This is a genomic window from Luteolibacter yonseiensis (genome assembly GCF_016595465.1).
Lineage (GTDB): Bacteria > Verrucomicrobiota > Verrucomicrobiia > Verrucomicrobiales > Akkermansiaceae > Luteolibacter > Luteolibacter yonseiensis.
On record NZ_JAENIK010000011.1, the window covers coordinates 1,007,648 to 1,031,589 of the forward strand.

General features: G+C 60.5%; 21 protein-coding genes. 8 read left to right on the plus strand and 13 right to left on the minus strand.

Features of this window, described 5'->3' with window-relative positions; genetic code table 11:
• The first annotated feature begins 7 nt into the window (after positions 1–7).
• On the plus strand, positions 8–2,059 hold the full coding sequence (gene recG, locus JIN84_RS13995; RefSeq protein WP_200351660.1) for an ATP-dependent DNA helicase RecG: 2,052 nt from the start codon (positions 8–10) through the stop codon (positions 2,057–2,059).
• Position 2,060: 1 nt separating this feature from the next.
• Here recG and JIN84_RS14000 read toward each other — a convergent pair whose 3' ends face one another.
• Both JIN84_RS14000 and JIN84_RS14005 read right to left on the minus strand, forming a co-directional pair.
• Complete coding sequence (locus JIN84_RS14000) at positions 2,061–3,218, minus strand: PQQ-dependent sugar dehydrogenase (protein ID WP_200351661.1); 1,158 nt, start codon at positions 3,216–3,218, stop codon at positions 2,061–2,063.
• A gap of 54 nt (positions 3,219–3,272) precedes the next feature.
• Entirely contained in the window at positions 3,273–4,178 is a 906-nt protein-coding gene (locus JIN84_RS14005; RefSeq protein WP_200351662.1) for a LysR family transcriptional regulator, read from the minus strand.
• A gap of 118 nt (positions 4,179–4,296) precedes the next feature.
• On the opposite strand from JIN84_RS14005, the gene JIN84_RS14010 reads away from it, so the two are divergent.
• Positions 4,297–5,772 carry a catalase gene (locus tag JIN84_RS14010; RefSeq protein ID WP_200351663.1) on the plus strand — a complete coding sequence of 492 codons (1,476 nt, stop codon included), beginning with the start codon at positions 4,297–4,299 and terminating at the stop codon, positions 5,770–5,772.
• A gap of 19 nt (positions 5,773–5,791) precedes the next feature.
• A complete protein-coding gene (locus JIN84_RS14015; protein WP_200351664.1) occupies positions 5,792–6,331 on the plus strand; it encodes an ankyrin repeat domain-containing protein in 540 nt (179 codons plus the stop codon).
• Positions 6,332–6,388: 57 nt separating this feature from the next.
• On the opposite strand, the gene JIN84_RS14020 is transcribed toward JIN84_RS14015, so the two are convergent.
• Positions 6,389–6,529, minus strand: coding sequence for a hypothetical protein (locus JIN84_RS14020; RefSeq protein WP_200352045.1), 141 nt, complete (start codon positions 6,527–6,529; stop codon positions 6,389–6,391).
• Between JIN84_RS14020 and JIN84_RS14025 the strand changes: the two genes are divergently transcribed.
• The 5 genes from JIN84_RS14025 to JIN84_RS14045 all read left to right on the plus strand — a co-directional run bounded on the left by JIN84_RS14025 (position 6,528) and on the right by JIN84_RS14045 (position 11,962).
• On the plus strand, positions 6,528–7,655 hold the full coding sequence (locus JIN84_RS14025) for an FtsW/RodA/SpoVE family cell cycle protein (protein WP_234043468.1): 1,128 nt from the start codon (positions 6,528–6,530) through the stop codon (positions 7,653–7,655). The two genes, JIN84_RS14020 and JIN84_RS14025, sit on opposite strands and share 2 nt — an antisense overlap.
• A 119-nt stretch (positions 7,656–7,774) precedes the next feature.
• Complete coding sequence (locus JIN84_RS14030) at positions 7,775–8,110, plus strand: SLBB domain-containing protein (protein ID WP_234043469.1); 336 nt, start codon at positions 7,775–7,777, stop codon at positions 8,108–8,110.
• Positions 8,111–8,112: 2 nt separating this feature from the next.
• Positions 8,113–8,853, plus strand: coding sequence for an MgtC/SapB family protein (locus JIN84_RS14035; RefSeq protein WP_200351667.1), 741 nt, complete (start codon positions 8,113–8,115; stop codon positions 8,851–8,853).
• A 111-nt stretch (positions 8,854–8,964) separates the two neighbouring features.
• Entirely contained in the window at positions 8,965–11,043 is a 2,079-nt protein-coding gene (locus tag JIN84_RS14040; RefSeq protein ID WP_200351668.1) for a hypothetical protein, read from the plus strand.
• A 19-nt stretch (positions 11,044–11,062) separates the two neighbouring features.
• The gene (locus JIN84_RS14045; protein ID WP_200351669.1) at positions 11,063–11,962 is read left to right on the plus strand and encodes a hypothetical protein; all 900 of its coding nucleotides are present in this window, start codon (positions 11,063–11,065) and stop codon (positions 11,960–11,962) included.
• 50 nt (positions 11,963–12,012) lie between these two features.
• Here JIN84_RS14045 and JIN84_RS14050 read toward each other — a convergent pair whose 3' ends face one another.
• The 10 genes from JIN84_RS14050 to JIN84_RS14095 all read right to left on the minus strand — a co-directional run bounded on the left by JIN84_RS14050 (position 12,013) and on the right by JIN84_RS14095 (position 23,937).
• On the minus strand, positions 12,013–13,491 hold the full coding sequence (locus JIN84_RS14050; protein WP_200351670.1) for a DUF1501 domain-containing protein: 1,479 nt from the start codon (positions 13,489–13,491) through the stop codon (positions 12,013–12,015).
• A gap of 21 nt (positions 13,492–13,512) precedes the next feature.
• Positions 13,513–16,368: a PSD1 and planctomycete cytochrome C domain-containing protein gene (locus JIN84_RS14055; protein WP_200351671.1), complete on the minus strand. Its 2,856-nt coding sequence runs from the start codon at positions 16,366–16,368 to the stop codon at positions 13,513–13,515.
• Positions 16,365–17,678, minus strand: a complete 1,314-nt coding sequence (locus tag JIN84_RS14060) for a discoidin domain-containing protein (RefSeq protein ID WP_200351672.1) — start codon at positions 17,676–17,678, stop codon at positions 16,365–16,367. Before JIN84_RS14060 ends, JIN84_RS14055 begins: the two co-directional genes overlap by 4 nt.
• Entirely contained in the window at positions 17,675–18,202 is a 528-nt protein-coding gene (locus JIN84_RS14065; RefSeq protein WP_200351673.1) for a sigma-70 family RNA polymerase sigma factor, read from the minus strand. The genes JIN84_RS14060 and JIN84_RS14065 overlap by 4 nt, the downstream gene beginning before the upstream one ends.
• A gap of 98 nt (positions 18,203–18,300) precedes the next feature.
• Positions 18,301–18,969, minus strand: coding sequence for a YitT family protein (locus tag JIN84_RS14070; protein WP_200351674.1), 669 nt, complete (start codon positions 18,967–18,969; stop codon positions 18,301–18,303).
• A 39-nt stretch (positions 18,970–19,008) separates the two neighbouring features.
• Positions 19,009–19,374: a 30S ribosome-binding factor RbfA gene (gene rbfA / locus JIN84_RS14075; RefSeq protein ID WP_200351675.1), complete on the minus strand. Its 366-nt coding sequence runs from the start codon at positions 19,372–19,374 to the stop codon at positions 19,009–19,011.
• A 115-nt stretch (positions 19,375–19,489) separates the two neighbouring features.
• Entirely contained in the window at positions 19,490–21,637 is a 2,148-nt protein-coding gene (gene infB / locus JIN84_RS14080; protein ID WP_200351676.1) for a translation initiation factor IF-2, read from the minus strand.
• A 59-nt stretch (positions 21,638–21,696) separates the two neighbouring features.
• Positions 21,697–22,965 (minus strand): transcription termination factor NusA, encoded by a 1,269-nt coding sequence (nusA, locus tag JIN84_RS14085; RefSeq protein WP_200351677.1) that lies wholly within the window; start codon positions 22,963–22,965, stop codon positions 21,697–21,699.
• A gap of 97 nt (positions 22,966–23,062) precedes the next feature.
• Entirely contained in the window at positions 23,063–23,578 is a 516-nt protein-coding gene (locus tag JIN84_RS14090; protein ID WP_200351678.1) for a dihydrofolate reductase, read from the minus strand.
• A complete protein-coding gene (locus JIN84_RS14095; protein WP_200351679.1) occupies positions 23,575–23,937 on the minus strand; it encodes a hypothetical protein in 363 nt (120 codons plus the stop codon). Before JIN84_RS14095 ends, JIN84_RS14090 begins: the two co-directional genes overlap by 4 nt.
• Positions 23,938–23,942 lie beyond the last annotated feature (5 nt).

Here is a 23,942-nt window from a genome sequence, read left to right on the forward strand (position 1 = left end):
CCTCGTCGTGATCTCCGCCGATACCGATCTTGCCTCCGCATCACTTCTTCCCTCGAAGGAAGTGACCGCGCTGGCTGCGGCCGGATTCACCACCGCTGTCGATCTGTTGGATCATCTTCCGAAACGCTACGAGGACCGGAGGCGTTTCGATGCCTTCCCCACCCAGCCCACGGCCGCCTCCGTCTGCCTGCGCGGCATGGTCGTCGACGCCTCGCTGAAGCATTTCGGATCTCACAGGAAATTCTATGAAGCGCTCGTCATGGACGGGGCCGGCGGAGTCTTCGGCTCCGGGAAAATCACCTGCCGGTGGTTCAACATGCCGTTCATCCAGAAATTGGTCGCCACGGGTCACGAGGTGAGCGTCTTCGGAAAGGTGAAGGAGGCCAATGGACGTCTCATCATCGACCACCCCGAGTTTGAAATCCTCCGCGAGGACGACGCCGAGTCCATCCATATCGAGCGCATTGTTCCGATCTACCGGAACATCGCGGGGATCGCCCAGCGGAGGTTGCGGGAAATCATCCATTCGCTGCTCCACCAGATCGATGCCGGAACGCTCCGAGGAGTGGCGGATGACGTTGAGGGGCAGCCGCGGTTGCAGACATTCAAGGACGTTCATTTCCCGGAATTCATCGAGCGGGCGCACGAGGCCCGCCGCCGCTTCGCATTGGAGGAATTCTTCGCGCTCCAGCTCAATGTGGTCTGGCGCCGCTCGCGGTATGGCGAGCAATCCGGTCGGGTGCTGGGAAAGACCACCCGCTACCTCAAGAGTTTTCATGCCAGCCTGCCTTTCGACCTGACAGGGGCGCAAAAACGATCCATCAAGGAAATCCTCGCGGACATGCGGAGCTCCCGTCCGATGAACCGCTTGCTCCAGGGCGACGTCGGCTCCGGAAAAACGTTCGTCGCGATGGCAGCCATGCTGCTTGCCATCGAATCCGGCTGCCAGGCGGCGCTCATGGCTCCGACGCAGATTCTGGCGGAACAACATTATCTCACGTTCCGCAACTGGCTGGAGCCGCTCGGCATCCGTGTGGCCCTGCGGACGGCGAACCGGGACGAAGGAAACCATCTCGAAATGTCCGGCGATCCGCAGATCATCATCGGCACGCACGCCCTGCTTTACGATGCCGTCTCTTTCCGGGATCTCGGGCTGATCGTCATCGACGAACAGCACAAGTTCGGCGTCGCCCAACGGGCTTCACTCATCCGGCAGGGCGTCGTTCCGGATGTGCTCGTCATGACCGCCACGCCGATTCCGAGAACCCTCACCATGACGATCTATGGAGATCTGGATGTCTCGATCCTTGACGAGAAGCCGCCGGGCCGCAGCAGGATCACCACGGCGGTCCGGATCGCGCCGAAGCAGACGGATGTCACCAAATTCGTCAAGGACCAGCTCGCCCTGGGGCGCCAGGCCTATCTTGTCTATCCGTTGGTGGAGGAAAGCGAGACGCTGAAAGCCGAGTCCGCCACCGAAGCGTTCGAGAAATGGAAAAAACGACTGAGCCCTCATGAGGTCGGCCTGATCCACGGGAAGCTCCGTCCGGAGGAAAAGGAAGCCGTCATGCGGCGTTTCAGGGAAGGGGAGGCTGCGGCACTCGTTTCCACCACCGTCATTGAGGTCGGCGTGGACGTCCCGAATGCCAGTGTGATGATCCTTCATCACGCCGAGAGGTTCGGCCTCGCCCAGCTCCACCAGTTGCGGGGGCGCATCGGGCGCGGCGGGCACAAGGGCTATTGCGTCCTCCTGACCGACGGGAAAAACCCCGAGTCACTGGAAAAGCTGAAGGTGCTTGAGAAGACATCGGATGGATTCGAGATCGCCGAGGCGGACCTCCGCCTGCGTGGTCCCGGAGATGTGCTGGGCACCGTGCAGAGCGGACTGGCGGATCTGAAATTCACCGACTTCCTCGCGGACACCGCGTTGTTGCGCGAGGCCCGCGCGCTGGCGGACAAGACGCTGGAGGAGGATCCCCATCTTGAGGGCATCCACCGGAACCTGAAATCTCTCATCCAGGATTCCGATGCCGCCGCCCGTCTGCCGAGCACCGCATGATTCAGCGCTCCACGATCTTGTAAACGGGTCCGCGATGATCCACGATGTAGAGATTCCCGTCGTTGTCCTCGGCGAATGAGGAAATCAGGTTGATGCGGCCGCCTTCGGGTTGAAGTGCCTTGGTGTGATCCTTGAAGCCGGTGGCCTTGCCGTTCTTCAACTCGAAGGACCAGATGCGGGGGTTCTGATAGTCGCCGAAAACATAGCGCCCCTGCAGTTCCTTGACAGGGCCGCGGTAAACATAGCCACCGGTCACCGACAGGCCTTCGTTGTCTTTCATTCCGTGGTCATACGAGTAGACCGGATCGATCGCCCCTTCCGGAAGCGGACCGCCCACGTCTTTCTTCGGGTTCTCCTTGTCGGCCTCGCGCAGACGCCAGCCGTAGTTCGCACCCGCGCCCTTGCCCTTCGGCATGTAGTTGATTTCCTCCCAGCGGTTCTGGCCGACATCGCCGATCCAGAAGTCTCCGGTCTCGCGGTCGAACGAGCAGCGCCATGGGTTTCTCACCCCATAGGCCCAGATCTCGGGTTTCACCTCCTTGTCGGATACGAAGGGATTGTCGGAGGGAACCTTGTAGCCGGTTTCGGGCGAGACATCGATACGGAGGATTTTTCCCAGCAAGGAATCGAGGGCCTGGCCACGCTTGTTCGGGTCATCCCCCGCTCCACCGTCGCCGTTGCCGATGTAAAGCATGCCGTCGGGACCGAAGTCGAGCCAGCCGCCGTTGTGGTTCTCGAACTCGGAGGGATATTTCAAGATCACCTCGCCGGTGGAGGCATCGGTCGTTTTCTTGTCCTTCGAGACGAACCGGACGATGCGTGTCTGCTTCTCCTTGTCCGTGTAATTCACGTAGAAGCGGCCGGTTTTTTCGAAATCCGCCGCGAAGGCCAGGCCGAGAAGCCCTTCTTCATTTCCCTTGCGGGTGACATCCTGACTCACATCGAGGAATGGCTCGCTGCCGCGTTCACCGGTCTTCTCATCCACGATCCAGACCTTGCCGCCTTGCTCCATCACCCAGAGTTTGCCCTTCACGCCTTTTGGCACTCCCGCCCATACCGGACGTTCGAAGCCCTTGGCCACGGGTTCCACGCCGATTTCGGCATGGGAGATGGCGAATGAGGCGAGAAATGAGGCGGCGATGGAGGATTTTCGGAGCATGGCGGAAAGCTAATTGGATTACGAACCCATACAAGCGGTAAAGCCCCGGATCTTTCAAAAAGCACGGCTGTCCTGCGGCAGGTTTTTGACCAGATCGATCAATTCCTCGGCTGCTTTGGAAAGCGGAACAGCCCGGCGTTTCATCAGGCTGATCGTGCGCTCCGGCGCGGGATCGTGAAATCTGGAAAACACCAGACCCGGCACGGGCCGCGAGCGCACGGCCAGCTCGGGCACCACTGCTGTGCCCATGCCGGCGGCGACCATGGCGAGGGCGGTTTCCAACTGGTCGCATTCCAGTTTCGGATCGAGCTTCTGCAAGCGGCACACCTGGAGCGTGCGGTCGGTGAGGCAATGTCCGTCGCGCAGGTGGATCAGCGTTTCCGGCAGCAGATTCTCCGGCTTGGGAGCCTGACGAGAGTCCGCGAGCGGGTGAGAACTCGGCACCGCCAGCATCAGTGGTTCGCGGAAAAGCTCCAGCACGTGCAACGACCATTTTTTCCGGTCCTGGGCAGTCACGTCGCTGAGGATCGCGAACTCGATGCTTCCATCCACCACCTGCTGGATGAGTCCGCTCGTCCGCGCCTCCCGCACCTGGACGTCGATCATCGGGAACGCCTCGCGAAACGGACCCAGCAGCCGTGGCAGAAGATACGGGGCGATCGTCGGGATCATTCCGAAGATCAGGCTGCCTTCGTGTGTTTCACGCCGTTTGGTGAATCGTTCGCGGAGCAACCGCGCTTCTTCGAGCACACGCTCCGCATGCTCCAGCAGGATACGTCCCGCCGAGGTGACTTCGACTCCGCGCGGCTTGCGGAGCACCAGGGTTTCTCCAAGCTCCTCCTCCAGCGCACGGAGTTGCTGGCTGAGCGACGGTTGCGCGACGCGGCACCGCTTCGCCGCTTCCGTCAGGGAGCCTTCCTTCACGATGGCGGTGAAATATTCGAGTTGGCGCAGATCCATGGTGGATTTTTGCCATAGGTTTTTCCAATGGCAAGCATTGAAAGTGAGGTCTTTTCCAATGGCAGAAATATTGGTATCAACGAAGCGCATCTGAAAAACCCTCAACCGAACCACCACCATGTCCGACCCGAAACAAATGACCACCACCGGTGGCAACCCGATCTCAGACAACCAGAATTCCCTGAGCGCCGGTCCGCGCGGGCCGCTGTTGTTGCAAGACTACCAGCTCATCGAGAAGCTCGCCCACCAGAACCGCGAGCGCATTCCGGAGCGGGTCGTACATGCGAAGGGGTCGGGAGCGTTCGGCACGCTTACCATCACCCACGACATCACGCGTTATTCCAAGGCCGCCGTGTTTTCGCAGATCGGGAAAAAGACCGACGCGTTGCTGCGCTTCTCCACCGTGGCCGGCGAGCGGGGCGCGGCGGATGCCGAGCGCGACGTCCGTGGATGGGCGCTCAAGTTCTACACTGATGAAGGCAACTGGGATCTGGTTGGAAACAACACGCCGGTCTTCTTTGTCCGTGACCCGTTGAAGTTCCCGGACTTCATCCACACCCAGAAGCGGCACCCGCGCACGAACATGCGGAGTGCGACGGCGATGTGGGACTTCTGGTCGCTCTCGCCGGAGTCGCTTCATCAGGTCACCATCCTCATGTCCGACCGCGGCCTGCCGAAAAGCTACCGTCACACGAACGGCTACGGCTCGCATACCTACTCTTTCATCAACGCGAACAACGAACGGTTCTGGGTGAAGTTCCACTTCAAGACACGCCAGGGCATCCAGACGATGACGAACCGCGAGGGAGAGCAGCTCATTGCGAAGGATCGCGAGTCATCACAGAAGGATCTCTACGAATCCATCGAAAACGGCGACTTTCCGAAGTGGGATTTCAAGATCCAGGTGATGGCCGAGGAGCAGGCGGAGAACTGCGCGTTCAACCCCTTTGATCTCACCAAGGTCTGGCCTCATGCGGATTACCCGCTCATCGACGTGGGGGTGCTTGAGCTGAACCGCAATCCTGAAAATTATTTCCAGGAAATCGAACAATCCGCCTTCTCTCCGTCCAACATCGTTCCGGGGATCGGCTTCTCACCGGATAAGATGCTGCAGGCCCGGATCTTCTCCTACGCGGATGCCCACCGCTATCGCGTGGGCACCTGGTATGAATCCCTGCCGGTGAACCGTCCGAAGAGTCCGGTGAACACCTACCACATGGACGGACCGATGAATTTCCACGCGCCTTCCGCCAGCAACGCCTACTATGAACCGAACTCGATGGGCGGTCCGGTCCAGAACGACCGTTTCGCGGAACCGCCCCTCAAGATCTCCGGTGATGCGGACCGCTGGAACCACCGTGACGGCAATGACGATACCACCCAGCCGGGGAATTTGTTCCGCCTCATGAGTCCGGCCCAGCAGCAGGCGCTCTTCAGCAACATCTCCGAGGCGATGCTCGGGGTGCCGCAGGAAATCATCGACCGCCAACTGGTCCATTTCGACAAGGCGGACCCCGCTTACGGTGCGGGCGTGCGGGCGGCGCTGGCTTCGATTTCCGGAGCGAACAACATCTCTACCCAGGAAGAAGGATAACCCACTGCGGAACATCGTCATGAGCATCACCAATGATCCCGAAATCACCGCTGAGGAAGAGGCGCGCTACGCCGAACTCCAGCAACTCGCGCTCGACTCCGCCCGCACGGGGGACGTGGCGATGCTCGTGCCCATGCTTGACGCTGGCATGCCTGTGAATCTGGCGGATGAGAAGGGTAACAGCCTGCTCATGCTCGCCGCTTATCATGGGCATCTCCCGCTGGTGCGGCTTCTGCTGGAGTCGGGGGCGGCCCCGGACCAGCGGAACGCACGGAACCAGACCGCCCTCGCCGGAGTCGCCTTCAAAGGAGGATTGGAAATCGCCAGGCTGCTGGTCCAGTATGGGGCGGATCCGAATGCGGACCAGGGCGGCGGACGCTTTCCCATCCAGTTCGCCGCCATGTTCGGAAATCCTGACATCGTGGAATTTCTCAGCTCGCTCCAGCCCACGCGGAAGGTTCCGTGGTCGGTGCGGTGGCTGGGAAAAATCACGGGCGTGATCCGCAGGCGGGTGGTTCCGATGTTCGGAAGCCATTGGAGACCGTCGACCGTGCCGTAAACCCCGGTCGCCTCTCCGTTGACGGGAAAAGGTCCGAGAGCGGGGGATGACGATTTTTCACACCCGTCTTGCCTTGGCAGGCGCGCGGGGTATGGTCGCGTCCGAGCCTGTCATGACGCCGTTTTTGAGGAAAATTTTAGGAATGAACTGGGTGTTCGTGCTGGTGATGTACGGACTCCTGGTTTTCGGAGTTTTCATGATCGAAAGCGCGGCGAGGCACCTGGGCGGTGTCTCGAAGGGAGCGCTGGAACAGTTCGGCAGCGTGGGGGCCTACTATGCCTCAAAGCAGAAGACGTTCATCCTCATCGGAAGCATCGCCTATTTCGCGGCGGCGTTTGTCGATTACCGGTGGATCCGGTGGCTCGGCATCCCGTTTTACCTCGTGAGCCTGGGTCTCATGGGGGCGGTGCTGATGATGCCGAACAGCGACGAAAAGGTCTATCAGCTGCAAATCGGATCCCTGACCTTCCAGCCCGCCCAGTTGGGCATCACAGCAGGTATCCTGCTCATCGCCTGGCTTTTGCAGGATCTTCCGAAACTGCACCGTTGGTTCGGTGCTCCGTTCATCAAGATCGGCATCATCGGAGTCTCGGCGGCGGTGCCTTTCCTGATGGTGATGAAGATGGGAGACATGGGATCGGCGCTGGTGTGGATTCCGGTGTGCGTTGTCGCGCTCATCATCGGCGGCATACCGTTCCGTTATCTCACCTGCATGGCGTTCATCGGGGCGGGGGTGCTGCCGTTGCTTTATTTCGTGGCGCTGCCTCTCGTATCCGAACGGGGACCGGAGCGGATCGATACCTGGCTGCGCATGATGAACAACCGTGATGTGGACATCCGCGGCACCGCCTACGCTCCGTATTATATTTCCATGGCCGTCGGCAAGGCGGGCTGGAAGGGGACGGGGTATAAGTCGGACATTGAAAGCGGCTCCCTCATCGCCAAGGGCTTCGGCTCGAAGACGACGTTCCACAACGACTACATTTTCGGGGTGATCGGTGAGGAAATGGGTTTCCGCGGCAGTCTGCTCCTGCTCACCGCGTTCGCGATGCTGCTGATCCAAGGGCTCTTCATCGCATTTTACAGCCGGGACGTGTCCGGGCGCCTGATCGCCTGCCTGGTCGTCGCGTTGTTTTTCGCCCACATTTTCGAGAGTATCGGCATGTGCGTGCTCATCATGCCCGTAACGGGCATCCCGCTGCCGCTCATCAGTTATTCGGGAACTTTCGTCGTGATCTGCATGTTCCTGCTGGGCCTGGTCCAGAGTGTGTGGATCCACCGGAATTCCAGGCCGGAAATCTCCGTCAAGCCGGCGGATGCCTGAGGGGCTGTCGTCCGGGATCCAAACCCGGCGGGATGGAGGCAGGCAAATCTGCAAGAAATGTCCGAGTCATATCAAAATGGACTTTACGTGACAAAGTGGTCTGCAAGCATCGTGCCACCATGAGGAACTTCATTGCCATTTCACTGTTCGCGATGCTGCCACTTGACGCTGCGGAAAAGCAGCAGCCGGTCCCGCAGGGCAAGACCCCGGCGGTCATCACCGTGGGCGGCTATGTCCGCCGTCCCGGTCCCGTCCCCCACACGAAGGACCTCACCATCTATGGTGCCATCCAGACGGCCGGCGGGCCGAGCGAATTTGGTTCAATGAGGCGGGTGAAAGTGATCCGCGATGGCAAGGTCGTGAACTTCGACCTCACAAAAGATGAACAAAAGTCAGCGCTGACGCTGAAAAATGATACCATAGAGGTGCCGCAAAGAAACCTCTTCGGTCGTTAAGCATGTCAGAAACCCCGGTCGCCATCGATTTTCCCGGTTATTTTTTCGAAGGGATCACACTTGAAATCCTGCTGCGGGTCGCACTGGCGGCGGGAGCCGGCACGTTGCTGGGCATTGAAAGGGAAAAGCACGGACGTGCGGCGGGCCTGCGGACCACCCTGATGGTGACGCTGGCTTCCTGTGTCGCGATGATTCTTTCGGATGCTTTTTATGAAGAGAGTTTCGCCAAACAGCCGAACATGGGGAGCTGGCATCCCGACCCCGCGCGTCTCGCCGCCGGTGTCCTGGCTGGCATGGGCTTTCTGGGAGCGGGAGTGATCATCCGCCAGAGCAACCACATGGTCCGGGGCGTCACGACCGCGGCGACCATCTGGTTCGTCACCATCATCGGCATCGCGTTCGGAGCCGGGGCGATCGGCATCGGATTGCTGGCCACGGTGAGTTCCCTGATGATCCTTTCGGCGATTCCATACGTGGAATCGAAGATCCCGATCGACTGGTATTCGGATCTCACCGTGACCTACACGTCTTCGGTTTGCTCGCTCGACCGGCTGGTGGACTCGCTGGCTCCCTTGTCCGTGCAGGTAAAGGGAACAGACCTTGAGCAGGACTTGGAAAACGACCGGTCCGAGGTGGTGGTGCATCTCCGCTACAAGCGGGCGGCCGCGGTGGATTTCACCCGGACAATCATCGGATTGGTCAGCGAGGTTCCGGGAGTGTTGAAGGTTTCCATCAAGAGTTGAACTCACCGGGCGCGGTCAGGTGGGAAAGGGCCGGGTTTGGCAAGATCGGATTATTTGTTTGATAAGTGAACGGATTTTGGAATGTATGGGAGTTAATTAGCACGTGATACTATGATGTTCCGCTCTTTCTTACCCGCCGCATTGATCATAACGGCCGTACCAGCCCTGCATGGTGCGGTATCACCTGCTGGCCGGAATTCCCAAGAGGCCGAGTCTGCCGAAGGACGCCACAAGCTTGCTGTGGCGGAACTGCGGCGCGTGGCGGGCCCGGCGATCGACAAGATGTCTTCTTCTCTGGAAACCCGGAGCTTCATCCGGGATCTGCTGGAGTCGAAGGAGAGGATGGGGGATCTGATGTTGGCCGGGCCGCTGGAGAATCCGGAGAAAACGCTGCGCATTCTCGCCGCCATCTGGAAAGCGGATCCGCAGGGTGTCCTGGATCGCCACGAGCAGACTACGGCCGCAGCCGTCGCTCTGATGTTCGCGAAAGAGAAATGGCCGGAGGACAAGGCGATCAACCGCTACAATTTCTACCGTGACTCCCGCCTGGCCGGACAACTGCACCCGCAGTTCGATACCTTCGAAACCTGGGAAAAGTGCCTCGTCGTCTCCGGTGGACAGAACGGCGGCTGGTCTGACAATGGCGAGGCTTGGGGTGACGACTCGTTTGTCTGGCTGCGCGACAATGTGAAGCTTCCCGCGAAGGACTACCTCGACGCCTGCTGGCAGGCACCGTACAAGCTGAACAACCTGTTCGGCGACTCGATCCACGGGCAGAATTACTATGCGCCATTCACGCATGTGATCCATGCCGAGCGGGTGCGCGATGTCGGCGGTGTTTGTGGTTCGCTGTCACATTATGGCGCGAACGCCGCCCGGGCGAACGGTTTGCCCGCCACCACCATGGGGGAGCCGGGTCACTGCGCCTATGCCGTGCGGGTGGCTCGCGGCGATTGGGAGCCCGCTTACACGCTCAGCTGGGAACGCGGCCTGCACATGAGCCTGTGGGGGAAGACCTGGACACAACTCATCCTGCAGGAAAAGGTCATCGGGGACCGGGAACATTACCCGAAAAGCATGGCGCATGTCTGGCAGGCGCGTGCCGTGAAGGAGAAGAATCCGGACCTCGCCGAACAAGCCTACGCGGCGGCGCTCGAGGTCCAGCCGCAGAACTACGCCGCGTGGACCGAGTCGGTGGATTTCCTCAAGGAGTCGCGCAAGCCGACGGCCGAAGCATGGGAGGTCATCGCGAAATCCATCTGCACCGCGCTCGCGGAGTATCCGGAAGCGGCATGGGACGTGCTCGCCCGCATCCAGGAGCCCGCGATGAAGGCGCTGCCTGTGGAGCGTCGCGAAGCGTTTTTCCTGAAATACCACGAACTCATCTGCAAACAAGAGGGACCGGGAATGTGGGCGTTCGACAAAGCGCTGGATGCCCAGTCAAAGGCGCTTGGAGCGGATGACGCGCAAGGCTTGGTATTTTTTGAAAAGGTCCTCGCCCTTCAATCTGTTTCGAAAACATGGTTCGCGCCGACCATCGCGTGGGGGCAGAAACGGTTCGGGGAAGGGGATTCTGCGGGGGAGTTCTTCGCGGTGCTCGGGCGTGTCTTCGCCTCGGCCACCAGCGGCGGCAATGAGCAGGGGATCAAGGCCGCGCTTGCTCCGGCGGTGATCGCCGCTGAAAAAGCAGGCAATATCGACGCCTTCCAAGCCCTTGGAAAAGCTGGTGCCGCCTACCGCAAGACCAGCTCCGCGAAGGTCGAACCCTTTTCAGGGATGCTGCTCTCATCCGGAGGCCTGCTTCAGCCGTCGTCCACCTGCCAGTATGATTCGCCCGTGAACCATTGGGGCGTCTTGGAGGAAACCGGCGGCTCGTTCCACACCGACAGGCAGGTCCGTCCGAACGTCGTCGTGCGTCTTGGCAAACTTGGCGATGTCAGCGGCATCGTTATCACCGGCACGGATTACGGACAAAACGCCGGACGGCAGATGCCTTTGAAAGTCTCCATTTCGGAGGACGGAACCAAGTGGCGGGAGGTGTTCCGAACCACCGAGTCGGAAGGTCCATGGCGCATCCCCCTGACAGGAAAAGCCAGCCGCGTGCTCTACGTGAAGGCGGAGCGTGACGATGACAGAGATGAATTTTTCCACCTCGCCGGAATCCGTGTCTATGGACGCAAGTTGCAGTGAATCCCAACTTTCTTGAAACATGAGCCGACTTTTACTCCGCAGCCTGTGTGTGGCTGCCTGCCTGTCCTCCGCGTTCGGCCAACGGGTGGCCGACTTCACCGCCGCGCTGGAAAAAGCGAAATCCTCCAAGGCGGACATTATGGTTTTCGTCCACGGATCCGATTGGAATCGTCCCGGCGAGGCGGCGGCGAAAATTTGGAATGACCCGCGTTTCCTCTCCAACATGGGGGCCGGTGTCCTTCTGGTGGACATCGACCGCAAGGAGAATCCCACGGAGTCGGAGAAGACCGCCGCCAAACGAAACGAAGCGGGGGACCCGAAGGTCCGCAGTGTTCCCGCCGTCGCGCTCTACGACGACGAGGGGCGCTTGGTCGGCTCTTTTTCCGGCACGTCGGAGATCGAGGCGGCGGGTGGTCTGCTCAATGCCACGAAAAAGCTGCTGGCCGTCCGCCGCGGGCGTGACGAGTTCTGGAAATCCGCGAACGGCTCCTCCGGCGTGATGAAGGCCGGCCGCCTGGGCCAGGGACTGGATTGCATGAACCTGGGTCTCGGTCCGAAAGATGCCTACAAGCCTGTCCTTGAAGAAATGAAGAAGGCGGATCCCGATGACAAATCCGGCTACATCGGGAAATATACTTTCTCCTCGGAGAAACTCGTGGACCTTGCGATCGACAAGGCGGAGAAAAAGGACTTCACCGCCGCCGATCAGGAACTCACCAGATGGGATGCGAATCCGCGCCTTTCGCCGAGGCAGAAGCAGGAACTCCAAGCCGCCCGCTTCGCCCTCTACCAGCGCTGGCCGGAGAAGAAATCCGCGCTCAAGCCGCTGTTGGAAAAGATGAGGGACATCGATCCGAAGTCGGAGCTTGGCCAGGCGGCGGTGAATTATCTGGAAATGCTGAAGAGCAGGAAGACGTGATGGGTGGGACTAGCCGGAGCTCGAAACCCGGCCCGGCCACCGGAGCACCGTCACGCGATGACTCCATTCACCACCTTCGCCGGTTTGACTCCGGTGAGCTTTTGATCGAGCCCTTGGAAGGGGAACGAGAGCTTCCTGTGATCGAAGCCGAGGAGATGAAGCATCGTCGCGTGGAAATCCCGGATATGGACGGGATCACTTGCCACACCGTAGCCGACGGGATCCGTCTCGCCATAGGTGAAACCGGGTTTCACTCCACCGCCGGCCATCCACAGGGTGAATGCGCCGGGGTTGTGGTCGCGTCCGACGAAGGCGTTCGTCGTGCCGCCCCGGTTTTCCTGCATCGGCGTGCGGCCGAACTCGCCGCTCCAGACGACGAGCGTGTCTTCAAGCAGTCCGCGCTGATGCAGGTCGGTGAGAAGTGCGGAAATCGGTTGGTCGATGTCGCGGCACTTTTTCACGAAGCCGTCGTTGATCGACTCGGAGGCATTGGAACCATGGGAGTCCCAACCCCAGTCGAAAAGCTGGATATAGCGTGTTCCCGCTTCGGCGAGTCGGCGGGCGAGCAGGCAGTTGTTGGCGAAGGATTCCTTGCCCGGCCGGGTGCCATACATTTCATGGATGGCGGCGGGTTCTTTGGAAATGTCCATGACTTCAGGAACCGAGACCTGCATGCGGAAGGCCATCTCATATTGCGAAATCCGTGTGAGCGTCTCGGGATCGCCGAACTGCGAATGTGACTGGCGGTCGAGATTGTCCAACGCATCCAGCGCGATGCGGCGCACGTCGCGGGAGATGCCGGGAGGATTCGCCGCGTTCAGGACGGGATCTCCGCTGGAACGGCACTGTACCCCTTGATAGACGGATGGCAGGAAACCGGAACCCCAGATGGACGCTCCGACACGCGGGATCCGGCCGCCTGAAACCAGCACCATGAAACCGGGAAGGTTCCGGTTGTCCGTGCCGAGTCCCCAGGTGACCCATGAGCCGATGGAAGGATAACCGAGGTTCTGGTTTCCCGTGTGAACCAGCAGCTCGGCAGGGCCGTGGTTGAACTGGTCCGTCTGCATCGTCTTGATGAAACACAGCCGGTCGACGTGTTTCGCGAGGTGGGGCAGGCGGTCCGAGACCCATGCGCCGCACTGGCCGTGCCGGTTGAATTCAAACTGCGGGCCGAGCATCTTCGGCACGCCCTGGATGAAGGCGAAACGCTTGCCTTCCAGGAATTCCCGCGGACATTCCCGGCCGTCGAGCCGCTTGAGCTCGGGTTTGTAGTCGAAGAGGTCGAGCTGGCTCGGCGCACCGACCATGTGCAGGAAAATCACCCGCTTGGCTTTCGGAGCGAGGGCGGGCGCCAGCGATGCGAGAGGATCATCCGCGTTCCTGAGGACGGTTGGTTTGCCTGCCGCGGCTGCGAGTCCCTGCGTCGCCAGCCACATCCCTCCCAGTCCGGTCGTGCAGTCTCGCAGGAAATGACGACGGGTGATCTGGTGGAGCTGTTCGTGCCTGATGCGGTCGAATGGATTCATGACGGGGCAATGACGGATTGTTTAACGTACGAGCGCTTCATCAATGTTCATCAACACGGAAGCCACGACGTTGTAGGCTGCGGATTCCGGATTGTTTCCGGCCTTGGGATCGGGGGTGGTTTTGAATCGCCCGACCAAGGTTTCATATAGTTTCTCCAGTTGATCGAGACGACCTGGCGTCGCTTCCAGAGAGGTGCTCCGGCGATAACCGGCAGCGATTTTTTCCCGGATGCCCGTAGCGGGGAGATCACGCATGTGTCTGGCGAGCGCCCGCGAGCATTCGTCGAAGGCAGGGTCGTTCAGCATCGTCAAGGCCTGCAACGGCGTGTTGGAGACGATGCGGCGCTTGTTGCAGAGTTCGCGGCTCGGGGCGTCGAACGTGGAAAAGGTAGGATAGGGGATACTGCGTTTCCAGTAGGTATACACCGAGCGGCGGTAGCGTCCGGGATCTCCCTCCGCCGGAGTGTCCCAGGTGTCGTTTACGAACGGTTTCCATACTCCCGGAGGAAGCGGCGGGAAGGCGGGGGAACCGTAATTCTGTGAAACCAGCAGGCCGGAAACCACCAGCGCGTTGTCGCGTGCCATCTCGGCGGTGAGCCGTTGGCGAGGACCACGGGCAAGCAACCGGTTCGATTGGTCGCGCTCCGCCATGCCGGGTCGGATCACCGAACTCTGGCGGTAGGTGGCGCTGGTCACGATTTCCCGCAACAGCCGCTTCACACTCCAGCGGTAGTCGGTCTGGAACCGGACGGCGAGATCGTCCAGCAATGCAGGGTGCGAGGGTTTCACACCGGAGGAACCGAAGTCTTCCGCTGTTTCCACGATGCCGGTGCCGAACAGTTCCAGCCAGAAACGGTTCACCGCGACGCGTGCGGTGAGCGGGTTGTCTGTCGAGGTGATCCACCTGGCGAGTCCGAGGCGGTTCGCGGGCGCTCCTTCGGGAAGCCGCGGGAATACGGCCGGGACATCCGCTTTCGTGACTGCCTCACCTTTATCCAACCAGTTTCCCCGGACGAAAACATGTGTTTGGCGGCGCGCGGCGGGCTCCAGTTCGCGCATGACCGGCACGCTGGTGGAGGGGATGGCGGCCAGCGTCTTGTTTGATCCGGCGATGGTGTCGCGGAGGCGCGAGACATCATCGCGGGTCAGGAGTTCGCTCCATGTCTGGTCGCCGGTGGTGGCCAGGCGACCCCTCTTCGACACCATCGGGAAACTGGAAATAATCGTGCCGCCATTTGCCAGCGACACCTGGATTCTTTCATTCGTCCCGGCGGTGATCGGCTCCTGTGGGATGACGACACACCAGCGCGGTCGGTCGATCTTGCTGTATGGACCCCAGCCTTGCTTGCCATGCAGCGATGCCTCGGGATCGAACAACGGATGTTCCTCATCGCCGATCAAACGGGCGAGTGGCACAGGGCGGGCCGGACCGTTTTCCGGAAGGATGCTGATCTCGATTTTCTTGAGGAACGAGCCCCACTCCGGTGTGAGACGGGCTTGGGCTTCATCGAGGGGAAGTAGCTCGATGCGCAGCGCGGTGATGGCGGAGTGATCGGAGGGGAATGTGAGGAGGTGGGTTGAGTTGCTGGCCACATTTCCTTCCGTGCGGAACTCGGCATAACCGTCCTGTCGGATCATATTGAGCTTGGTGCCCTTGCCCGACGCTTCGAGATCGTCAACGGGTTTCCATCGGGTGGAGGCTGCCAGTCTGCCATGGATGTCATGCAGATCGGATTCCGCTTGCGAGATGGTGTGCGCGAGTTGCCCGGCTTCGGAATGCCTGGCGCGGTCCAAGGGCACCTTGATCGCGGGCAGGTCTTCGGAAAGGTCGCTGTCGCGGGTCTGGTTGAAGAATTCGGCGAACTTGTAATATTCCTCGTGTTGGATGGGATCGTAGGGATGGCTGTGGCATTGCACGCAGCCGAAGGTTTGTCCCTGCCAGACCTCCCAGGTCGTGTTCGTGCGGTCCAGCACGGCGGCGACACGGAATTCCTCGTCATCGGTGCCTCCCTCTTCGTTGGACTGGGTGAGCCGTTGGAAGGTGGTGGCGATCTGTTGGTCCAAGGTCGGATTCGGCAGGAGATCGCCGGCGAGTTGTTCGGTGGTGAATTGGTCGAACGGCATGTCATTGTTATATGCCTCGATGAGCCAGTCGCGGAATTTCCACACCTCACGGCGGCGGTCGAGGCCGAGGCCCTCGGAATCCGCGTAGCGCGCCAGATCCATCCAGACGGAGGCCCAACGCTCGCCGAAGGCAGGCGAGGCGAGCAGGCGGTCCACCTGTTTTTCATAAGCGTCCGGTGACGGGTCGGCTTCGAATGTTTTCACCTCCTCAGGCGACGGAGGAAGTCCGATGAGATCAAGTGAAGCACGCCGCAGCAGAGACGCACGGTCTGCCTCCGTCGAGGGTTTGAGTTTCTCGCTATCGAGACGCGCCATGATGAACGGATCGATGGAATTTCTGCACCACTCGGTATCTGAGACGGAGGGAGCGGGATGGCGCTGGGGTTTCACGAACGACCAGTGCTCGCTCCACTTCGCTCCTTCCTTCACCCACTGCCGCAGGATTTCGATCTCCGCCGCGGGCAAGGGAGGGCCGTGCTCGGGCTTGGGCATGACCTCGTCCGGGTCTTTTGAAATGATGCGTTTGATCATCTCCGAAGCATCCGGATTTCCTGGCACGACCACCGGCGCTCCGGACTCGCCTTTGCCCAGCACCTTGTCCCGATAGATGAAGGAGACTTCTCCCGCTTCTTTCACCCCGCCGTGGCACGAGACACAATGGGCGTTGAAAATCGGTTGCACATCGCGCGCGAAATCGACCTCGGCATGCACCGTGGCGAGAGCGAGCAGCGGGATAAGGCAGCGGGGGATCATCTTGAGAAAACTCGGATTTCATTCAGCCCGCCGCCTTGGTTCTTGTCAGAAGCCGGACGGTCGGGATGGCGGTAATGGGAGGTCACGACGATCTTCACATAGCGGGCTTCCACCGCGCCGAAGGTGAAATCGTGAAACGGGAACGCACCATCGGCACGGGTGTCGATGCGTGGTAATTTTCCTTCGATCACCGGGGTGAAATGGATGCCGTCGGTTGAGACATGGACCTGGAAGTTTTCGGTGCCACGGTCGTCGATCCGGCGGTTCGCGGTGTTTTGCAGGGAGATGCGGCCGATCCTCCGGCTGGTTTCCAGGTCCACGGTGAACTCTCCGTTCTCACCATTCGGTGCGAGCCAGAACGACCAATCTCCGGGCACGCCGGAGTCGTTCGTGCGACCGTCGGTGAGATTGCCCGGAGGAAAAACCGAGCCATGCGGACGGATGCAGTGTCCGGGGCTGGTGACCGGCTTGCCAAGCGCCAGATTCACCCCCGTCTCCACGGTCGCCATGGGTTTTGAAATGATCTTCGGGACAGTCACCGGATCCGTATCCAGTGACGGAGACAAAAGCCGCGAGCCGTCCGCATCCTGAAGCAGGGCGCGCGCGTCACCTTGGGAGAGACGAGGTTTTCCGGCTACCGCCTGGACCTCGATTTCTCCCTCGTAAACCTCGGTCAGTATCACCGGTTGGGAACCATCGCTGCCGACCGCAAGGCCGAAGCGGGTGCCGAGGTCGACAAATCTTCCACCGGGCGTGTCCACCCGGAATCCTTGCGCGCCCGGAGGCGCATGTACCGAGGCACGTCCGTGCAGAACGGTGATGGCCTCCGCCTTGTCGAGTTGGAAGCGGCATGGACCTTCGAGCGTGACCTGGGCTCCGCTGGGATAGGAAAGCTCCGCAACGCCCCGGATCAGTTCCAGAGGTGTCGAGACAGGGAGTTTTTGATTGGCGGCGAGCCTGATGTCTCCACCCCAGGTGCTGTCCACGGTGGTGACCAGACGTGCGCGGGGGCTTTCGGGTTTTTGGATGAAGAAGGCACAACCTGCTCCGATCACGGCCACCGCCGCAACGGTGGCGATCCTGCGTCTCCATTTCCCGCGAACCGGCATGACGATGGTCTCTCCCTCTCCCAGGTGTTCAACCGCCGAGGAGCGGCGCAGCAGGGTCGCGTGGAAATCATTCGCACGCCGGTAACGGTCGCGGGCATCTTTCGAGCCAAGCAAAAGGGCGTTGAGTTCCTCGCGGCCATCATCATCCAGAAGCCCGTCGAACAAGGCTTGTATCAGGTGATCAAGTCGGTCCGGTTTCATGAGGCGGGTTGGTCGAGATTCCGTGCGATGCAGTCCTCGAGCAGTTTGCGGATGCGCAGCAACAGAACCGAAAGCGCGCCGGGAGTCTGCGAACGTGCCTTCGCCAGATCCCGCACGGACGCGCCCGGTTCATAACGGGCCAGAATCAATTCACGCTGGTGGTCCGGCAGCCGTCCCAAACAGTTTTCCAGCACCTCATGCAGTGGTTTGGCCGGCTGGTCGATGGAGTGCTCGTCGGCCAGAATGTCCACGAGTTGGTCGTTGAAGACATGACGGTCCCGCCCCACATCCCGCCGGGCCGCCATCACCTGAAATCGTGCGATGCCGAAAGCCCACGCGAGGAACGGCTGCGAGGGATCATAATCCGCCGCCTTCCGCCACAGCACCAGATTGGTCTCCTGCAGCACGTCGTCCGCCAGGCTGCGGTCCGGCAGCAGTGAGAGGATGTAGCGATGCAAGGCCGCCTGATGGCCGGCGATCCAGCCGACCATGCGTTCCTCGGGATTTCTCGGGCTTTCTGACATGGGTGTCTGTCAGTATTACCAAGAATCCGGGGTATCTTACATGATAATCCACCTTTTTTGAATGGAAGGAGGACGGGATCTTCCGGATGGAGATCCGGTCAATGCCCGAGATAGCGCTGCGGCTTGTGATAGCTCACCATCACGGCACTCATGGCGGCGGCGCTGAGGATGGAGTAGAGGATCTTTCCGGGGTTCAGGTAGAACAATGAGGAAGAGATCACCATGGCGTCGATCACCATCTGTGTCTTGCCGGCGTTGATGCCGTTCTTGCGCTGGAGGTAGAGACAGAGCACGCCGGTGCCGCCGGCTCCGGCTCCATGACGGGCGAGTGCGAGAATTCCCAGCCCCATCAGGGAACCTCCGAAGACGGAACCATAGAGCGGATGCGAGGCCCTCAGTTCGACCACCATCGGCATATACCCGGAAATGACCATGATTCCCACGCTGGCGACGATGGTCTTGATGGTGAAACGAAGTCCCATCCCCAGCCAGGCGAAGATGAAAAAAGGCAGGTTGATGAGCATGAACAGGGTTCCTACCGACCAGTTGGTGATGTAGGACAGCAGCAGTGCCATTCCCGCCACACCGCCGGTAACCAGTCCGGTGGACTTCAACAACAGAAGTCCGAAAACCACCAACGAGCATCCGATGGCGAAGGCATAGACGTCTTCCAGAAGAGAATGACGGATGCCGGGAGACAACCCGTCCGGCGGGTTTCCGCTTTCAAGCGTCTGGCGGTTCAGCAGTCTGATCAGGCTTTGCAACATCGCATGTCCCAAAGCGTCGTGTGTGCCGATTTCGAAAAATCAATGCTTTTCCTCGTCTTCCTCGGGAGCTTTCGGAAGCTTGTCCACCTCTTCGAGCAGATTCACGATCTCCACGCCGCGGACCGCCGAGGCGTCGTGATGGAAGCGCAGGACGGGCGTGGACTTGAGGACCACGCGCTTCATGACCTTGGACTGGATGCTGCCGTGCTCCTTGTTCAATTTCTCAAGCACGGAGTTCGCCTCGCCGCCGAGCACGCCGATCCAGACTTTTCCTTCCTTGAGGTCCTGGGTGACTTCGACATCGCTGACGGTCACGAGACGGTTGTGCCATTCATAATCCTTCTGGATGATCTGGCCGATTTCACGGCGGAGGAGTTCGTTGACTCGGTCGAGGCGGCGGGACATGGCAAGTTGAGAGTTTGGGGTTGGGAGTCGGGAGCCGTGAAGAGGGGGAGATCTGGAAGTGGCGCGGACACCCTTTCCAAACTCTCAACCCTCGACATCAAACTCTCAAACTACTTCAGAGCGTCTGCGCGTATTTTTCGAGCTTGTAGCACTCGATGACGTCGCCTTCCTCGTATTCGTTGAATTCACCGAGGCGGATGCCGCACTCGAAGTTGGTGCGGACTTCCTCGACCTCGTCCTTGAAGCGGCGGAGCGTGGACATGCGGCCGTCGAAAACGGGGATGCCTCCACGGATGACGCGGGCGTGGGCCTTGCGGTGGATGCGTCCGTCCATGACGAAGGATCCGGCGACCCGGCCGCGGTTGAGCTTGAAGATCTGGCGGACCTCCGCGTGGCCGATGACGGTCTCGCGGGTGAGCGGTTCGAGCAGACCGAGCATCGCCTCACGGACCTGGTCGATGAGTTCGTAAACGATGGAGTAGAGCTTGACCTCCACCGAAGCCGACTTGGCGGACTTCACGGCCTTGGCCTCCACCTTCACGTTGAAGCCGAGCACGATGGCATCGGTCGAAGCCGCGTAGGAAATGTCGGACTCGGTGATCGGGCCCGCCGCCGCGGTGATGAAGGTGCACTCGACCTTCTCGGAAGTGATGGCGAGCACCGCTTTCCTGATGGCCTCGACGGAGCCTTGCACGTCGCACTTGAGGATGAGCTTGAGCTGGGCCTTGCCGCCGCCGTCGCGCACCATGGAATAGAGATCTTCCATCCGGTTGCGGTGCTGTGGCTTGAGGCGGACGAGCCGCTGGGCTTCCTGACGCTCGGAGGCGAGGGATTTCGCCTCGCGCTCGCTCTTCATCTCGGTGAGATGGTCGCCGACGTTCGGAAGTTCCTCGAAGCCGATGACCTCCACCGGCATGCCGGGGTGGGCGGACTTGATGGCCGCGCCGCGGTCGTTGATGAGCGAACGGACTTTTCCGGCGTAAGGTCCGCAGATGAACGGAGTGCCGACTTTCAAGGTGCCGGACTCGACGATGACTGTCGCGGTCGTGCCGCGGCCCGGAACGACGCGGGCTTCGATGACCGCCGCGCGGGCGGTGGCCTTCGGGTTCGCCTTGAGCTCGAGAACCTCGGCCTGGAGGGCGATGAGTTCGAGCAGGTCCTCCATGTTCTTGCCGGTGAGGGCGGAAACCTCCGCGAATTCCGTATCGCCACCGAAGTCGGTGGTTTGCAGGCCGTTTTCGGCGAGCTGGGATTTCACGCGATCCACGTTCGACGACGGCAGGTCGCACTTGTTGATGGCGACGATGATGGTCTTCTTCGCCTTCTTGGCGTGTTTGATGGCTTCCAGCGTCTGTGGCATGATGCCGTCATTGGCGGCGACCACGATGATGACGATGTCCGTGATGTCCGCGCCGCGGGCGCGCATGTCGGAGAAAATGGCGTGGCCGGGGGTGTCGAGGAAGGTGATTTCCTGGTCGTTGTGGATGACCTGATACGCGCCGATGTGCTGGGTGATGCCGCCGGCTTCTCCGGAGACGACCTTGGACTTGCGGAAATAGTCGAGGATCGAAGTTTTTCCGTGGTCGACGTGACCCATGATGGTGACGATGGGCGGACGGGTCTTGAGAAGATCTTCCGGCTCCTGTTTCGGTGCCTCCGGCTCCTTGATGACTTCGACTTCCTTGTGGAAACCCTTGTCCTTGTCACGCTTCTCGCGCTCGAAGGTGAATCCATGGATCTCACAAATCTTCGCGGCGATGTCCGGTTCCAACGGTTGGTTCGGAGCCGGGAACACGCCGATCTTGATCAGGTCCGCCATGATGTTGAACGGCTTCAGCCCGAGACGGGCGGCCAGATCGGGAACCAGGATCGGGGGCTTGATGACGATGAGCTTCGGATCAAGAGGGGCCTCCTGCGCTTGTGCGGGAGCCGGGCTCTCAGCGGGGGCCGGTGCTACCGCGGCGGCAGGGGCCGGGGTGGCGGCGACTTCGGCGGCTTTCGCACTCTCGTCCTCCTTGTCCAGCAGTTTGGAGATGGTGCCGATGACCGCTTTTCCCGTGCGGGATGTCTTGCGGACCTTCGATTTCTTGTCTTCCGCGAAGAGATCCAGCGCGGCGGCCTTTTTCGCCTCAAGAGCGCTCGGAGCTGGCGGCACGACCTCCGCCTCCTTGCGCTGGCGTTCGCGCCGCGAAGGTTTTTTCGTCGTATCAAGCAGGTCGAGGACCTTGGCTTTTTTTGGAGAGCTATCGCTATTTTCGGGCATCCGGCTTGTCGGCAGAGTTGGTGAGGAGGAGGGAATGGAAATAAGAAGGAAGGTGGAATTCAGGCTTTGGAGGCGACGATGCCTTGAGCACGGACGAGAATGGCCTCGGCCGCCTCTTCGGTGATGCCGAGCGCCGCGGCGATATAGTCGGCGGGCATGTCAACCACCATCTCGGGGTTGAAGCCGCCTGCGAGGGTGAGTTTTCCGGCGAGCTCGTCGGTGATGCCGAGTTGGTCGGCGAGGGTATGGGCCGCTCCGCCGATCTTCTCCTTGAACTGCTCTTCCTTGGACTCGTCCTTGCGGACCTGCACATCCCAGCCCATGAGGCGTGAGGAAAGGCGGGCGTTCTGGCCCTTGCGGCCGATGGCCTTGCTCAGATCGATCTCGTCCACCGTGACGTGGACCGTGCGGTTGGCTTCATCCACGGAAATGGAGCGGAGCTCGGCGGGCTTGAGGGCCTCGCGGACGAATTCCTTCGGATCCTCGCTCCAGCGGATGATGTCCACCTTCTCGTTGTTCAGCTCACGGACGATGTTTTTCACCCGGGCGCCTCGCATGCCCACACAGGCGCCGACGGGATCGACCTTCGGATCGCTGCTCCAAACGGCCACCTTGGTGCGGAATCCGGCTTCGCGGGCGATGCCTCGGATTTCCACGGTTCGGTCGGAAATTTCATTCACTTCGGCCTCGAACAGGCGGCGGACAAAGTTCGGATGGCTGCGGGAAAGAATGATTTCCGGTCCACGGCCTTCATTTTCAACGGCAAGCACGTAGGCGCGGATGCGGTCGCCGATGTTGTAGTCCTCGCCCTGCACGCGCTCGCGGTTCGGCATGATGCCTTCGAATTTGCCGAGGTCGATCATCACGTCGTTGCGCTCGAAGCGGCGGACGGTTCCGGAGACGACATCGCCGGCCCGGTCCTTGAACTCTTCGTAAATCATTTCCTTCTCCGCCTGGCGGAGGCGCTGCATCATCGTCTGCTTGGCGGTCTGCACGGCGATGCGGCCGAAATCCTTGGGAGTGACGTTGAATTCCTGGATGTCACCGGCTTGGGCGGCAGGGTTCTTTTTCAGCGCCGTGGTCATCGGGACCTCGTTGAACTTGTCCGAATACGATTCGTTCTCAACCACCGTGAGGATCGCATAAATCTTGGTCTCGCCCTTCTTCGTATCGACCGAAGCACGCAGTGTTTCAATGGCATCCGCTCCCGGAACCATCTTACGGTAAGCCGAAATGAAGGCGAACTCGAGCGCGGCAACGACCTTGTCACGGTCGATTCCTTTTTCTTTTTCGTAATAATCGATGAGGGCGACGATATCGTTGGTCATGGCGGCTGTGTCTGCGGTCGCTGCTGATGTCTGGAGACGCAAAAGAGTGGGTGCGAGACCCACTCCTTTCTTTCGTCAGAAGCTGTGCGGGCAGTTTTTAGAGCGGAGGGATTTCACTTGCAAGCCGAATCTCCGCCGTGGCAGAACCACGGGAATGCCGACGCACCTCGAAGGCGGGATGGGTTTCCACCAATTCGGATACGGGAAAGCTGGTTTCAAACTCGGCGAGACGGGTGTCGCCCGCATGATTTTCAAAAATGTGGCTTACCAGCAGGTCGTCCAGTTCCGGGAGGAACGCGGAGTAGATTTCTGATCCGCCGATGACGAACACGCGGCCGTCGAGACCGGGCAACTCCGCCAGGTCCGCCGGAGAATGGATGACTTCCACACCCATCGCCGACCAGTTTTGGTCCCGGGTCATCACGATGTTGCGCCGCTTAGGCAGCGGACGCCCGATGGATTCGTAGGTTTTCCGGCCCATGACGATGGGGTGGCCGGAGGTCGTCCTCTTGAAAAACGCCAGATCTTCCGGCAGGTGCCAGGGCAGGGTTCCCGCCCGGCCGATCACCCGTTCCCCGGTCATCGCCACCACCGCTGTCAGTTGGATACTCATGATCGTTTCTCCTCCTCATCATCATAATGGAAGCGATGGAGTATCCGGTGCGCTACCGGAGCGAAGAGCAATCCGGCCAGAACCAGGAAGGCCAGACCGGAATATAAGGCGTAGAAGCCTGAAAAGAGTTTTCCTGCCTCGGTTTTCATCTCATCCACAGGACCCATGCCGCCGAGCAGCATCGAGGCGTTCAGGAAGCAGTCCGTCCACGGGAGATGTTCGAAAACCCGGTATCCGGCCATGCCTGCGCCCAGCGAAGCCCCCACGAGCAGGATGATCACCATGAACGAGCGCGCGATGCGCCGCATGAACCCGGTCCGCGAGATCAATGCCTCGCCGCGTTTTTCGTAATCGAACATCGGAA

Coding starts and splice junctions, on each gene's coding strand:
- JIN84_RS14000 (WP_200351661.1), bottom strand. CDS start 3,218: ATGCTCCGAAAATCCTCCATCGCCGCCTCATTTCTCGCCTCATTCGCC.
- JIN84_RS14005 (WP_200351662.1), bottom strand. CDS start 4,178: ATGGATCTGCGCCAACTCGAATATTTCACCGCCATCGTGAAGGAAGGC.
- JIN84_RS14010 (WP_200351663.1), top strand. CDS start 4,297: ATGTCCGACCCGAAACAAATGACCACCACCGGTGGCAACCCGATCTCA.
- JIN84_RS14015 (WP_200351664.1), top strand. CDS start 5,792: ATGAGCATCACCAATGATCCCGAAATCACCGCTGAGGAAGAGGCGCGC.
- JIN84_RS14025 (WP_234043468.1), top strand. CDS start 6,528: ATGATCGAAAGCGCGGCGAGGCACCTGGGCGGTGTCTCGAAGGGAGCG.
- JIN84_RS14020 (WP_200352045.1), bottom strand. CDS start 6,529: ATGAAAACTCCGAAAACCAGGAGTCCGTACATCACCAGCACGAACACC.
- JIN84_RS14030 (WP_234043469.1), top strand. CDS start 7,775: ATGAGGAACTTCATTGCCATTTCACTGTTCGCGATGCTGCCACTTGAC.
- JIN84_RS14035 (WP_200351667.1), top strand. CDS start 8,113: ATGTCAGAAACCCCGGTCGCCATCGATTTTCCCGGTTATTTTTTCGAA.
- JIN84_RS14040 (WP_200351668.1), top strand. CDS start 8,965: ATGATGTTCCGCTCTTTCTTACCCGCCGCATTGATCATAACGGCCGTA.
- JIN84_RS14045 (WP_200351669.1), top strand. CDS start 11,063: ATGAGCCGACTTTTACTCCGCAGCCTGTGTGTGGCTGCCTGCCTGTCC.
- JIN84_RS14050 (WP_200351670.1), bottom strand. CDS start 13,491: ATGAATCCATTCGACCGCATCAGGCACGAACAGCTCCACCAGATCACC.
- JIN84_RS14055 (WP_200351671.1), bottom strand. CDS start 16,368: ATGATCCCCCGCTGCCTTATCCCGCTGCTCGCTCTCGCCACGGTGCAT.
- JIN84_RS14060 (WP_200351672.1), bottom strand. CDS start 17,678: ATGAAACCGGACCGACTTGATCACCTGATACAAGCCTTGTTCGACGGG.
- JIN84_RS14065 (WP_200351673.1), bottom strand. CDS start 18,202: ATGTCAGAAAGCCCGAGAAATCCCGAGGAACGCATGGTCGGCTGGATC.
- JIN84_RS14070 (WP_200351674.1), bottom strand. CDS start 18,969: ATGTTGCAAAGCCTGATCAGACTGCTGAACCGCCAGACGCTTGAAAGC.
- rbfA (WP_200351675.1), bottom strand. CDS start 19,374: ATGTCCCGCCGCCTCGACCGAGTCAACGAACTCCTCCGCCGTGAAATC.
- infB (WP_200351676.1), bottom strand. CDS start 21,637: ATGCCCGAAAATAGCGATAGCTCTCCAAAAAAAGCCAAGGTCCTCGAC.
- nusA (WP_200351677.1), bottom strand. CDS start 22,965: ATGACCAACGATATCGTCGCCCTCATCGATTATTACGAAAAAGAAAAA.
- JIN84_RS14090 (WP_200351678.1), bottom strand. CDS start 23,578: ATGAGTATCCAACTGACAGCGGTGGTGGCGATGACCGGGGAACGGGTG.
- JIN84_RS14095 (WP_200351679.1), bottom strand. CDS start 23,937: ATGTTCGATTACGAAAAACGCGGCGAGGCATTGATCTCGCGGACCGGG.